The organism is Streptomyces sp. AK08-02 (genome assembly GCF_033795085.1).
GTDB classification, from domain to species: Bacteria; Actinomycetota; Actinomycetes; order Streptomycetales; family Streptomycetaceae; genus Streptomyces; species Streptomyces echiniscabiei.
In genome coordinates this window covers 1-12,071 of the sequence record NZ_JARAZV010000041.1, presented here as the reverse complement: position 1 = coordinate 12,071, position 12,071 = coordinate 1, and the positions used below count along the sequence as shown (strand labels likewise).

At 68.1% G+C, this 12,071-nt stretch carries 13 protein-coding genes; 7 read left to right on the top strand and 6 right to left on the bottom strand.

Annotation, left to right across the window (positions count from 1 at the left end):
* Positions 1-51: 51 nt before the first annotated feature.
* Entirely contained in the window at positions 52-495 is a 444-nt protein-coding gene (locus tag PV734_RS45585; RefSeq protein WP_319295197.1) for a hypothetical protein, read from the bottom strand.
* A gap of 511 nt (positions 496-1,006) precedes the next feature.
* Positions 1,007-1,777 carry a class I SAM-dependent methyltransferase gene (locus PV734_RS45580; protein ID WP_319098774.1) on the bottom strand — a complete coding sequence of 257 codons (771 nt, stop codon included), beginning with the start codon at positions 1,775-1,777 and terminating at the stop codon, positions 1,007-1,009.
* Positions 1,778-1,901: 124 nt separating this feature from the next.
* On the opposite strand from PV734_RS45580, the gene PV734_RS45575 reads away from it, so the two are divergent.
* On the top strand, positions 1,902-2,531 hold the full coding sequence (locus tag PV734_RS45575; RefSeq protein WP_319098775.1) for a CGNR zinc finger domain-containing protein: 630 nt from the start codon (positions 1,902-1,904) through the stop codon (positions 2,529-2,531).
* On the opposite strand, the gene sodX is transcribed toward PV734_RS45575, so the two are convergent.
* Positions 2,435-2,905 (bottom strand): nickel-type superoxide dismutase maturation protease, encoded by a 471-nt coding sequence (sodX, locus tag PV734_RS45570; RefSeq protein ID WP_319295195.1) that lies wholly within the window; start codon positions 2,903-2,905, stop codon positions 2,435-2,437. The two genes, PV734_RS45575 and sodX, sit on opposite strands and share 97 nt — an antisense overlap.
* A 144-nt stretch (positions 2,906-3,049) precedes the next feature.
* Between sodX and sodN the strand changes: the two genes are divergently transcribed.
* Entirely contained in the window at positions 3,050-3,445 is a 396-nt protein-coding gene (sodN, locus tag PV734_RS45565; protein ID WP_005480378.1) for a superoxide dismutase, Ni, read from the top strand.
* Between the two features lie 7 nt (positions 3,446-3,452).
* On the opposite strand, the gene PV734_RS45560 is transcribed toward sodN, so the two are convergent.
* On the bottom strand, positions 3,453-4,607 hold the full coding sequence (locus PV734_RS45560) for a site-specific integrase (RefSeq protein WP_319098777.1): 1,155 nt from the start codon (positions 4,605-4,607) through the stop codon (positions 3,453-3,455).
* A 21-nt stretch (positions 4,608-4,628) separates the two neighbouring features.
* On the bottom strand, positions 4,629-5,132 hold the full coding sequence (locus PV734_RS45555) for a helix-turn-helix transcriptional regulator (RefSeq protein ID WP_319098778.1): 504 nt from the start codon (positions 5,130-5,132) through the stop codon (positions 4,629-4,631).
* Positions 5,133-5,252: 120 nt separating this feature from the next.
* On the opposite strand from PV734_RS45555, the gene PV734_RS45550 reads away from it, so the two are divergent.
* From PV734_RS45550 to PV734_RS45535, 4 genes are all read left to right on the top strand, one after another.
* Positions 5,253-5,447, top strand: a complete 195-nt coding sequence (locus PV734_RS45550) for a helix-turn-helix transcriptional regulator (protein ID WP_319098779.1) — start codon at positions 5,253-5,255, stop codon at positions 5,445-5,447.
* Between the two features lie 619 nt (positions 5,448-6,066).
* Positions 6,067-7,266, top strand: coding sequence for a DUF3631 domain-containing protein (locus PV734_RS45545; protein WP_319098780.1), 1,200 nt, complete (start codon positions 6,067-6,069; stop codon positions 7,264-7,266).
* A gap of 184 nt (positions 7,267-7,450) precedes the next feature.
* Complete coding sequence (locus tag PV734_RS45540) at positions 7,451-8,149, top strand: hypothetical protein (RefSeq protein ID WP_415924383.1); 699 nt, start codon at positions 7,451-7,453, stop codon at positions 8,147-8,149.
* Complete coding sequence (locus tag PV734_RS45535; protein WP_319098782.1) at positions 8,139-9,830, top strand: relaxase/mobilization nuclease domain-containing protein; 1,692 nt, start codon at positions 8,139-8,141, stop codon at positions 9,828-9,830. Before PV734_RS45540 ends, PV734_RS45535 begins: the two co-directional genes overlap by 11 nt.
* Positions 9,831-9,842: 12 nt before the next feature.
* On the opposite strand, the gene PV734_RS45530 is transcribed toward PV734_RS45535, so the two are convergent.
* Positions 9,843-10,226 carry a hypothetical protein gene (locus PV734_RS45530; RefSeq protein WP_319098783.1) on the bottom strand — a complete coding sequence of 128 codons (384 nt, stop codon included), beginning with the start codon at positions 10,224-10,226 and terminating at the stop codon, positions 9,843-9,845.
* Positions 10,227-10,965: 739 nt separating this feature from the next.
* On the opposite strand from PV734_RS45530, the gene PV734_RS45525 reads away from it, so the two are divergent.
* The coding region (locus PV734_RS45525) for a DUF6531 domain-containing protein (protein ID WP_319295193.1) at positions 10,966-12,071 on the top strand (1,106 nt) is incomplete at its 3' end.

Below are 12,071 nucleotides of genomic sequence, written 5' to 3'. Positions count from 1 at the left end.
CCATGATCCACAGGTGCCGTGTTCATCTGCTTCCGGGGCCCGCCAGCATGATCAACCGGCCCAGGCCGGGGCGATCCGGGCAAACGCCGGGGCCCTGGGACTGATGTAACCGTGGTACGTCATCGAGATGTTGCCGGGCTCACCGCGCGGTCCGTCCTGCACAAATCCCGCGAAGCTGACGTAGGTATTGGGGCCTTCCTTGAAATCATAGGCGCACACCTTCGGGGCATTAAAAGCGCCATCGGTGTCCGCACACTGTCCGACACGACCCGAACCGTCCACGGCCTTCCACTTCACGACGGCCCGCTTCCCGTCGCTACGAAGATCATTCACAGTGAACTTGTCCCCGTCTGCATCGAAGCAGATGTCGTAGACATCGCCCTGGTCAACGGCGCACGTCTTGTGACTAGCTGCATTCGCGGGAGTTCCCGTCAGCAGCGTCCCAGTCCCCGCGATGGTCAGCGCGACAACTAAAGACAGCGGTCGAAACTTCACGTCGAATCTCTCCCCTCTCCAAACCCATCATGGGTGCGGATTTCTCTATCCGATCACCAACCTCCACGCAAAAGCAAGCCCTTTTAACAGCCACCCAAAGAATGCCCGAACACCCATGAAATTGACCATTTCAGACCAAACGGGCGCGGTGGCGCGAGATTCTCATACCACCGCGTACAGTGTGACCCTAGAACATTTCTTTTCGCCAGCAGTCAAGGGCTTACCCAGCGACTTGTCGCCCATGAAGCCGAGCGCGTCGCCCAACTGAATGGAATCGCCACTCTTCAGGTAGAGCGTGGCGCTGGATACCTGCCCTACCTCTGGATGTTGCGGGTTTCCGTAAGGTTGTTGACCTCGCCCCAATTCTTCCAGAAATCCAGAACATTGCCGCTTGACAGCTACTCAAAGGCCCAGCTCTCCTCTGCGCCGTACAGCACGACACGCTCTGCGGCAGCACACGGAAAAGGCGATATGGATTTCCCGCACTGCCTGAACCACCTTCCCTGCCGGGCTACTTGAGCGCCAGCAGCAGCGTGTCCGAGGGGGAGCACCACACCGGGCGCGCCTCTCCGAACCCCTTCTCGCGCAGCACGCGCGCGTGCCACTCGGCGGAGGGCATGTCACCGTCCGCGTGCTCGCCGTAGATCTCGAAGCGGCGGGCGGTCGGTCCGGCGAGGGCGGGGTCCTGGGCTGCCAGCTGCCACCATTCGGCCCAGTCGACGACTCCGTCGTGTTTGGCCTGATCCATACGGGTGTGGCGCAGGGCGCGCTCCGCCGCGTTGATCCGGGGCGTGCTGTCGTCGATCATGTGGTCCGCGTTCATGAAGAGACCGCCGTCGCGGACGAGTTCCGCGATCCGCCCGTAGAGGTCCGCGAGGGGTTCGCTGTGCAGCCAGTGCAGGGCGGTGGCGGTCAGGACGGCGTCGTACGAGTCGTACGGCAGCCGGCTCGTCCACCGCGGGTCCTTGAGGTCGGCCGTGACGAGGGTGACGCGGTCGTCGCCCGCGAAGGTGCCCTCGGCGATGGCGAGGAGGGCCGGGTCGAGGTCGACGCCGACGCTGGTGGCCTGCGGGAACCGGTCGAGCAGCCGGGACGTGATACTTCCCGTGCCGCACGCGAGGTCGAGCACGCGTGGGGCGGGGCCGACGAGGGCCTCGACCATGTCGAGCATGATCCGGAACCGTTCCTCGCGATCCGGCATGTACCACTCCTGCTGCCGGTCCCAGCTCGTCTGCCAGGCATTCCAGTCGGTTTCGGCGTTCGTACCGGTGGTGGTGGTCATGGAAACCCCCTCTTGTCAGCCGCTCACTCGCCCGCTTCTGAACACATGCGTAATACCCTGGAAGCAATATCAGCTGTTACTTCCTCGCATCCACGACCATAGAGCGCCCCCGTAAGGACTACAAGTGGAACTGGCCTATTACTCGGACTACGCCTTGCGTCTCGTCAACACCGAGGAACCGGCGCGCGGCAAGGACTCGCTGACCTCGATCGACGCCGTCCGCGGCCTGTTCGGCGCCAACCAGCAGGCCGGCCGTCGCGCCACCGACGCCGACGTGACCCGGTTCCGCTCCGTACGGGCCCGGCTGCGCGCCGTCTTCGAGGCGGCGGACACGGGCGACGAGACGCTCTCGGTGGACCTGTTGAACTCGCTCCTGCTGGAGTTCCCGGTGAGCCCGCAGATCTCGGGGCACGACTTCCGGGACGACGACGGCCGTCCGCTGTGGCACATGCACCTCGCCGACCATCCGTCGAACGCGACGGCCGGCTACGCGGCCATCGCCGCGATGGGCCTGGCCTTCCACCTCACCGAGTACGGGGTGGACCGGCTGGGTCTGTGCGAGGCGCCGCCCTGCCGGAACGCCTATCTCGACACCTCGACGAACCGCTCCCGGCGCTACTGCTCGGACCGTTGCGCGACCCGGGCCAACGTGGCCGCCTACCGCGCCCGCAAACGGCTGGAGGCGGACCGGTCCGAGAAGACGAGCCTGGCGGCCGACACGGCCCAGCGCAGCAGCGCCAGCGGCGAACGCTGACCGGGCTTGAGCGGCCGGTACCGGAACCGGACCCGGCCCAGGATCAGCTCGTGGGGCACGGTGCCGTAGTCGGTGCTGTCGCCCCCGGCGAAGGAGTTGTCCCCCAGCACCCACCAGCCGCCCTCACGGCGCTCCACGGCCCGTTTGACGACCAGGAGGTCCTGCTGGAACGGATGGCGCAGGACGACGATGTCCCCGGCCCTGACCCGGCCGCCGTACCGCACCACGAGGAAATCGCCGTGATACAGCGTGGGCACCATCGACGGCCCGGTCACGGCGACCCACCCGAAGAGCTTCGCAGCCCCTCTGTGCTCGCTCTCGCGCTCGCTCTCGCGTTCGCTTCCGTGTTCGCTCTCCTGCGACAGCTCCGGCATCCCGGCACCTCCCCGGTTCCATCCTCCACCAGTCCCAGTCTGGCCCCCTACTTTTGTCCTAAGCCCATGGGGGCACTCGCGAAAACCCGTCCCTCAAGGAGTAATGTCCAACCTGAGAAGACGATCACGAGGAAGGAACGCTCCATGCTTTCCCGCCTGTTTGCCCCCAAGGTCAAGGTCAGCGCACACTGCGACCTGCCCTGCGGTGTGTACGACCCGGCCCAGGCCCGCATCGAGGCGGAGTCGGTGAAGGCCGTGCAGGACAAGATGGCCGCCAACGACGACCCTCACTTCCAGGCGCGCGCCACCGTCATCAAGGAGCAGCGCGCAGAGCTCGCCAAGCACCACGTGTCGGTCCTGTGGAGCGACTACTTCAAGCCTCCGCACTTCGAGAAGTACCCGGAGCTGCACCAGCTGGTCAACGACGCCCTGAAGGCCCTCTCGGCCGCCAAGGCGTCCACGGACCCGGCGACGGGCCAGAAGGCGCTGGACTACATCGCCCAGATCGACAAGATCTTCTGGGAGACCAAGAAGGCTTGATCTTTGCCTAGGCCGTCTGACCTGCGGTTTCGCGGGTCGCATCGCCTACCTGTCCGCACCCGGTCCGCAGGCCGCCGAGAACGGCGTCCATGACGGAGCGGGTGCGGTCTTCTTCGCCCGGCCACAGGTGCGCGTAGATCCGCAGAGTAATGACGGCGGACGCGTGGCCGAGGACCAGCTGGACCTGCTTGACGCTCGCTCCGCCGGCGATGAGGGCGGAAGCGTAGAAGTGGCGCAGGTCATGAGTCACCATGTGCGGCAGCTCGACGGGCTTGCGCCCCGCGCGATCGGCTGCCTCGTTCTCCGCCGCCTGGAGCGCCTTGCGGGCGCAGTTCCATTCGGTCTTCCAACGGCGGTAGTTGAGGGGCTCGCCCTCCTCCATCGTGAACAGCCAGTCCTTCGAGGGCCGCGCTGCGAGGTGTGTGAGGATCGCGTCTGTAACGACCTCGCCGACCGGCACCGTACGCCGGGACTTGCCGGTCTTCGGCGGACCGACCAGGCCGGACTGAAGGCGCTGGCGCTCGACGCGGATCGTGCCGTTCTTGAAGTCGATGTCCGAGACCTTGAGGCCGAGCAACTCTCCTATCCGCAAGCCCGATCCGGCCAGGACGACGATCGCCGTTCGGATGTACGGCGGCATCGCTCCGAGCATCGCCTCGACCTGCGCGACGGTGGGCGGAGTGAACTCCTCATCGGGCACGGACGGGAGCGTGATCTGCTTGCAGGGGGTCACAGCGATGACCTTGTCCTCGACGGCCGCCGTCATGACACGGACGAGGACGTCGAAGACGTTGCGTACGCTGCCGGGGCCCAGTTGCTCGGAGAGCTTCTTGAAGAGGGCCTGGATGTGGCTGCGGCGCAGGGACGCCATCGCGTGCGAGCCGAGCGCGGGTATCAGGTGAACCCGCAGGGCGTTGTCGGTGATACGGGTGCCCGCCTCACCGGCGATCTGCTCGCCCTCCCACTTCGTCGCGTACTTCTCGAATGAGATCTTGCCGGCGCGCGGGTCGACATACAGGCCGGTGACCACGCTGGCCGTGACCTCGTCGAGCCAGCGCTGGGCGTCGACCTTGCGGTCGAAATGGCGGGCGTGCTCCTTGCCGTCGAGGTCGCGGTAGCGGGCCCGCCATTTTCCGTTGGGGCGCTTTTGAATGTTGGCCAAGTGGCTTCTCCCTTGGGTTGGTTATCGGTAGTACCCGCCGCCTTCGATGTGCTCGGTGAGGGTGCGCGCGTCGCGCTCGTCACCCATCAGGCGAAGGCACTGCTCATGGATGGCTCGTGAGCTGTCGGGGTGGGCCTGAATGTGCTCGGCGATGCCGACGACGGCGTGGTGCAGGCGGTCTTCGGCGTCGCGTGTCTCGTAGTACGCCTCGACGGCTTCCTGGACGAGCCGTCTGCTGTCGAGATCCAGCCCTTCCAGCGGCGGTGTCATCAGCTCTTCGAGAGGCAGTTCGAAGACGCGGGCGAAGGCGAGCGCCTCGTCGACGTTGATGCGGCGGCGCGGGGTGCCGTTCTCGATGCGCCAGACCGCGGTCTGATTCATCTTGACGCCGGCCTTGGATACCCGGTCCGCCAGCTCCGTCGTGCTCCATCCCCTGACCTCGCGCTCCAGCGCCACGCGAGCGGCGATGTTGCCCTCGCTGTAGAGCAGCGGCACCTCACCACCGTCGACCTTGTCGCCTGCCATCGAACCTCCATCACGATCATCGCTATCCCGATTGTAACGCACGCTATCCGATTTGGTTAACCGGCGATCGTCGGGCACACTTTATGCAGATAGAAACGCTAGCTAGTCGATTGGGAATGCATGCGATACCTGACCACCTCCGAGGTCGCCGAGCGCTACCGAACAGCCGAGAGCACCGTCCGCTACTGGCGCCAGATCGAGAAAGGCCCGCGCGGCATCAAGATCGGCAAGCGGGTGCTGTACGCCGAGGCCGAGCTGCTGCGCTACGAGCGCGCGCTGAACGACAGCCGGGGCGAGTGGGGTCTGGCCTCCTGAGCCGCCGAGAGCCCCGGACACGGAAACGGCCCTCGGCGCGCCAACGCCAAGGGCCGGAGAGTCCCCCGCACTTCGCCCATCCCTGAACGAACAAGCCGGCGAGGGGCTGGACCTTGCCCGTCCTGCCCCTCGTCTGAGAGGAACGTCTATGGAGAGCTCTACGTCCACCACCAGTCCGAACACGGTCCCCAAAGCCAACTGGCCCGAGGCCGCGGTCCCCGGCCAGGGTGTCCCCTGGCGCGTCGCAGACCAGACGGACGCGGGGTCCCCTGATTTGGGGACCGGGGACCAGGCGCACGACGTTGTTGATCCGCAGGTGCCGGATGTCGGGGACCGGTCCCGCGACGCGTTGGGGGCCAGCGTTCCGGTCACGGACCGGATATCCACCGGTGGGGAACATACGCAGGTCGGCGGCCTTCAGATCTCGCCACCGGGCGCGACGGACGCCGCTCCGAGCGTTGACCACACGATGATTTCCGGTCAGTCGGTCCCCGGATCCGGTCCCCGGACTCCAGACGCGGGGACCGCAGTTGGGGACCGTCGTGGGGACGGCGGTCCCCACGACTTTTCGGGGACCGCCGTATCCGACGGCGGATCGGGGACCGGGGACCGCGCCAGTGTGGGTGTCGGCAAGCCGATCGACGAAGGAGCCGTGCTGCTGGACGGACTGCGTGCCGCGATCGGCCGGTACGTGGTGCTGCCGAGCGAGGAGGCGCTGACCGCGGTCACGCTGTGGGTGGCGGCCTCTCACCTCCAGCCTGCTCTCCAGCACGCGCCGCGCCTGGCGGTGGTGGGGCCGACCAAGGGGTGCGGCAAGTCCCGTGTCCTGGACGTGCTGCACGAGACCGTGCACCAGCCGATGATGACGGTGAACACCTCCCCGGCGGTGGTCTTCCGCGTCATCGGCAAGAACCCTCCCACGCTGCTGGTGGACGAGGCCGACACCATCTTCGGCCCCAAGGCGGGCGACAAGGAGGACCTGCGCGGCCTGCTGAACGCCGGACACCAGCGCAACCGACCCGCCTGGCGGATCTCCGGGCCGGAGCACAAGCCGACCGCGTTCCCCACCTTCGCCATGGCCGCGCTGGCCGGGATCGGCGACCTGCCGGACACGATCATGGACCGGGCGGTCGTACTCCGCATGCAGAAGCGCAAGCCGGGCGAGCGGATCACCCCGTTCCGCTCGCGGTACTCCGTGCCCGAACTCAACGCGCTGCGCGACCGGCTGGCCGCCTGGCTGACTCCGCTCCGGGGCACCGCTGCCCGCCTGGTACCGAGGATGCCGGTCGAGGACCGTGCCGCGGACACCTGGGAGCCGCTGGTCATCGTCGCCGACCTGGCCGGCGGCCACTGGCCCACCCGGGCCCGCGTGGCCTGCCTGGCGATGACCCGGCACGAGGTCGCCCAGGACGAGCAGACGACTCTGAAGACGCGACTGCTGCGCGACATCCGCCGCGTCTTCGACCAGGAACGCAACAAGGAAGCCCTGCGTACTCAGGACCTGCTGGCGGCCCTCCTCCAGGACACCGAGGCCCCGTGGGCCGAATACGGCACCAAGGGCCTGAACGCCTACCACCTGGCCAACCTGCTGCGGGACTTCGACATCAGCCCCGCCAACTACCGCTTCGAAGAGGGCAGGCAGGCCAAGGCGTACATGCGTAACAGGTTCCTCGACGCCTGGGCCCGCTACTGCCCCGATCCGTCCGAGGCAGCGTCGGCACCCGCGCATCCGGGACGGGCCCTGCCGCCCGCCGCCCCGGCGGGCTCGCTGCCCGTCGGCCCGCCCGGCGACAGCCCTGGCCCCAGGCGCGCCCGCTAACCCCACCCCGGGTTCGTATCAGTCCGTCGCGTCCGTCCCCGCGCAGGTCAACGCAGGGACGGATCTCCTTGCCAAGACGGATCACTCCGTACCTGCGGCCGTGTCCGTACCTGTCCTGACCAGCCCTGCGACGGATGCGACGGACGTGACAGAGCCCCACCCCACACGCCACTGGAGCACCAGCATGCACGACACCAGCACCGACAACCGCCGCCGCAGGGGACTGCTCGGCCTGGCCCGCCGAACAGCAGCAAGCTGGAGCGAACGAGCCTCTAACGAGGCTTCGTCCGCGCTTGCCCCCGCCCCAGGGGTGGCGGAGGAGGCCGGGCGCCAGCGGGCGCCCGAGCCGGAAGAGGAGATGGCTGAACCCAGTGCCGTGCTCACCGCCAACTCCGTTGCACCGTGCGCCGAGCCGCCTGCCCACGACCGCTCCCCCGTCGAGCAGCCCTCCTGGCGCGAGCCCGACGCCCCGGTGCTGCCTGCCCTCATGAACCGCAAGCGCACCACCGAGAAGCGCGACCAGGAGAAGACGATCCGCTTCACCCCGACCGCAGTCCGCATCATCGCCGTGGAGGCCGAGCGGCGTGGCCAGAAGTTCGCCGGGTTCGTCGGCGACGCCGCGCTCGCTGTCGCCCTCGGCAAGGCCGGCCTGATCGGCAGCCCGGAGGACGATCCCACCCGTCCGCTGATCGAGGCCATCGAGGCCCACACCGTCGCGCTGAACCGCGTCGGCAACAACCTCAACCAGATCACCGGAGCCATCCACCGAGGAACTGTTCCTGACCACGCCGAGGCGGTGCTGACCCACGTCGAGCAGGCGGCCGAGGCCAGCTACCGCCTCATCGACCAGCTCCTGGCGAAGGGTGCCGACCATGGTGCCTGACGTCACCACCGGTTCCAGCACGCTGGGCCTGATCAACTACCTCTTCGGCAAAGGGCGGCGCGATGAACACACCGACCCTCACATCGTCGCTGCCTGGGACATGACCGGCGCCCCCGACCCCGGCCGGGATCCCGAAGCCACCTACCCCCAGCTCGCCAGGCGCCTGGACCACCACGTCGACCTGCGCACCCGCGAACTGGGCGGCACGAAGCCGCCGCAACACGTGTGGCACTGCCCAGTACGCACCGCGCCCGGCGACCGCTACCTCACCGACGCCGAGTGGGCCGAGGTCGCCCGCCGCGTCGTGGCCGCAACGGGCATTGCCCCCGAGGGCGACGAAAGGGCGTGCCGATGGATCGCGGTCCGGCACGCCGACGACCACATCCACATCATGGCCACCACCGTCCGCGCCGACGGCCGCCGCCCCCGTACGAACCGAGACGGCCGGCGGGCACAACGGGAATGCCGCAAGATCGAGACCGAGTTCGGGCTGCGCCGCCTGAAGTCCGGCGACCTCAGCGCCCCGCGCACCCCCACCGGAGCCGAGCGGGCCAAGGCCGAGCGCCAGGGCCTGGAAGAGCCCCCGCGGGAGTGGCTGCGCGAGCAGGCATACACAGTCGCCGCCGCCGTACACAGCATCGACGAGTACTTCACCGTACTGCGCTCCCTCGGCATCCAGGTCAGGCCGCGCATCGGCCCGGAGACCGGCGAGGTGACCGGATACAGCCTGGCCGCGCCCGGCGACACCACCAGCGGCAAGCCGGTCTGGTACGGCGGCTCGAAGCTCGCCCCCGACCTGTCCTACGACCGCCTGTGCGAACGCCTCCCCGCCCAGGACGTGGCCGACCGCCCTCGACCGGCGGCGGACCCGGCCGAACCGTGGCATCGCGCCGAAACCGCCATCCGCCACGCCTACGCCTTCCTCGACTCGGGCAACGACGCCGTGGACCAGGGGCACCTGGATGCCTTCGGCGACACACTCCACAACCTGGCCCTGGCCACCCACGGCGCGCACCAGGCCGAACTGCAAGCTGCGGCAAGGGCGTTCAACCGCGCCCGCCGCTCGGCAGTCCGGGCCGACCATCAGGCCGCCACCGCCCTGCGGGAAGCCGCCAAGGAACTCGCCTACGCCACACACGATCCGGGCGGAGTCGCCATTGCCCTGGTCTTCGCCGCCCTCCACCTGGCGCGCGCAGCCGCCAAGTGGCACGAGCAACGCGGCCACGAGCAGCAGGCCGCAGCGGCCGAAGAAGCCTTCCGCCACCTCCAGGCCGGTTACCAGCAGGCAGCCCATCCGGTCCTGGCGGATCTCACCCGACGCGCCCCACGCGCCACCACCATCAACCGCTTCGAGCAGGACCTACGCGCAGCCCTCCCCGACCACGCCGACCGCGTCCTCGCCGATCCCACCTGGCCGGCCCTCACCACGACCCTCGCTCGCGCCGAGACCGCCGGCCACAACCCCCGACACCTCTTGGCCGAAGTCGCCGCCCAGCGAGAACTCGACACTGCCGAGCGCCCCGCCGAAGTCCTCAACTGGCGCATCACCGCCCAACCGAACAGGCGAGCGCAGGCGGCCCGCAGGCGAAACACCCGCACGGGCACGCCCGTTACGCCCGCACTGCTCCCCACGCCCACGACGCTGAGCGATCGACCTTCGGAGCGCAGCCGTCACCGATAGCGGAGTCGGCTCTCAGCGGTGGCAGACAAGGATGCCGCCCAGACACGTGACCTCGAAGGTCCCGTGCTGGGCGATGTGATCGACAGGGATCGCGCGGGCCCGCTCGATCTTGGCCTCGAACGGCACGTCGTTCTGGTCCGCCCACGCCCGGTAGGAGGCCATGTGCGCGATGACCGGCTCGGGATCGTGGACCGTGATGGTGCCGGGCAGTTCGACCGTCTCCACCCGGCCGAACGCCTCCCGCAGGAAGTTCGGGGCCTTCTCCAGGGAGAAGCGGGCGCTGAGCGAGATGCGCGCCGGGCGGCGTCCGGTGCCGAGAACGTCGCCCGCAGCGCGCTGCCACAGGTCGTCGAGTTCGGCCTTGTCTCGGTCGCCATTGGTGGAGACGATCACCATCCCGTCACGGGCAACGACCCGAGACAGTTCCCGGACCGCTTGGGCGATGTCGGGGACGTGGTAGGGGATGTGCAGCGCCAGGGCGGCGTCGGCGCTCTCAGCGGCCAGCGGCAGGCGGGGGCGTCAGCCGCGGCGATCGGGCCGGGGACACCGGCGAGGATGCAAGGGGCGATATCCAGGCCGGGCAGGGTCAAATCGGGCCGACTGTCGCAGAGCCGCTGGATGAACTTGCCATTGCCGCAACCGACATCGACCAAACACCCACGCACGCCGCTGATCTGCCCGGCGACGACGCCGGGCAGATCGTAACGAGGCGTCTGCGAGGTCCCGCTCGCTGCTGTACGTGCTTCCAGCGAGAGGGCTCCAGTCAGTGACGGCGGCGGCGCGTGCGGCGGACAGCTCGGTCACGTCGGCGGTTTCCCAGGCTGAGCGGCGGGTGCGGCGCGCGTACGGTGCGCTCCGGCGGGGGCCGAGGACGAAGACGGGCATCGCCTCGGCGCCGTCCAGGTCCATCCGAGGTCTATGGGGACTCAGATGACCCGCCACAAAGAATCGGCATGTTCACGCCATTTCGCATAGAGCTGGGTGTATCTCGTCCATTTGAACAGGCAATTCACAATGGCGGACCGATCGCCCTCCGACGCTTTCAGCCAACTCGCATCCAACAGGTTCGCCCCCGGTGCCTCAGACCAAGAATCACTGCGTCACACCCTTCACAGCAGAAACACGGGGATACGCAGTGCGCACACGAGCACGAAGATCAGTCATCGCGGTTCTGATCCTGGCCCTGACAGCAATCGGGGGTGCCGTACCGGCCGGCGCCCTCCCCAACCGCCCCGCCGCCGCTCCGGTGACGGCTCCTCAGATTGAGGCCCCATCTGCGGGCCGGACAGCGGCGGACCTGCCGAAGCCGCCCAAGGCGATGACGCTGGCGGAGCGGCGCAAACAGGTGAAGCAGTCCCAGGACGAGCTATCACCCATGCGCGGCTACAGAGACTCACCCACCAGGAAGCCGGTGGGTAAGCCCCACCCCAGACCCGGCAAAGGCGCTATCGAGCGCCGCCTCACCGCCGAGGGGAGCAAGACGCGCCAGCCCCTCGCAGCGGCGGCAACCGCTGATCCGGCATGGGTTTCGAGCTTGGCCCTGGCGTTTCCGGCCAGTCTCACCATCGGCGGGTACGTGAAGTTCTCCTCCGGCACCGGTTCATCCTATTCAGGACTAGTGTTGATCATCCGGAACGAGGCAGGAACGGTCGTCCGCGCCAAGGAGATCAACAAGGCCACAGATGATCCAGCGGGTAAGGCGCAAACGGACATCGGAGCCTGGTGTTACGGCTGGTGGACGACCTCGACGGACCGTAATGACGAATGTTTCTGGTGGGGGGTGACCGCGCTGGGCGGATACCTCGAAGACGGCAAGAAGTATTTTGCCCAGGTCTTGCTCAAGGGCTCGGACGGTACGTGGAGTCCGAATGGCACCACCTCCCCGCTGGTCGAGGCGTTCTACACCCCTGACATCCCCGGCGCCCAGGCCGGCATCTGCTCCTGCTACGGGCAGGCCCACCGCGCCGACCCGGTCAACACGGCCACCGGCATGTTCTTCGAGCAACTCACCGACGCTCAGATGGTCGGCGTTGGCAAACAGGTATCCCTGGAGCGCACCTACCGTTCCGACTCCACTGCGGTCGGCCTGTTGGGCCCCGGCTGGGCGACGCCCTTCGATGCGAAGCTGACGATCGCCACCGACAAGGTGACCTACCAGGCGGACGACGGAGCGAAGTTCGCCTTCACGCAGGCCAGTGACGGCACGTACACCGCACCTGCCGGTTCGGCGGCGAAGCTCGT

Bases quoted from the DNA above. Each gene is read 5' to 3' on its own strand.
- PV734_RS45580 (WP_319098774.1), bottom strand. From the start codon at position 1,777: ATGACCACCACCACCGGTACGAACGCCGAAACCGACTGGAATGCCTGG.
- sodX (WP_319295195.1), bottom strand. From the start codon at position 2,905: ATGCCGGAGCTGTCGCAGGAGAGCGAACACGGAAGCGAACGCGAGAGC.
- sodN (WP_005480378.1), top strand. From the start codon at position 3,050: ATGCTTTCCCGCCTGTTTGCCCCCAAGGTCAAGGTCAGCGCACACTGC.
- PV734_RS45555 (WP_319098778.1), bottom strand. From the start codon at position 5,132: ATGGCAGGCGACAAGGTCGACGGTGGTGAGGTGCCGCTGCTCTACAGC.
- PV734_RS45550 (WP_319098779.1), top strand. From the start codon at position 5,253: ATGCGATACCTGACCACCTCCGAGGTCGCCGAGCGCTACCGAACAGCC.
- PV734_RS45540 (WP_415924383.1), top strand. From the start codon at position 7,451: ATGCACGACACCAGCACCGACAACCGCCGCCGCAGGGGACTGCTCGGC.
- PV734_RS45535 (WP_319098782.1), top strand. From the start codon at position 8,139: ATGGTGCCTGACGTCACCACCGGTTCCAGCACGCTGGGCCTGATCAAC.
- PV734_RS45530 (WP_319098783.1), bottom strand. From the start codon at position 10,226: ATGGTGATCGTCTCCACCAATGGCGACCGAGACAAGGCCGAACTCGAC.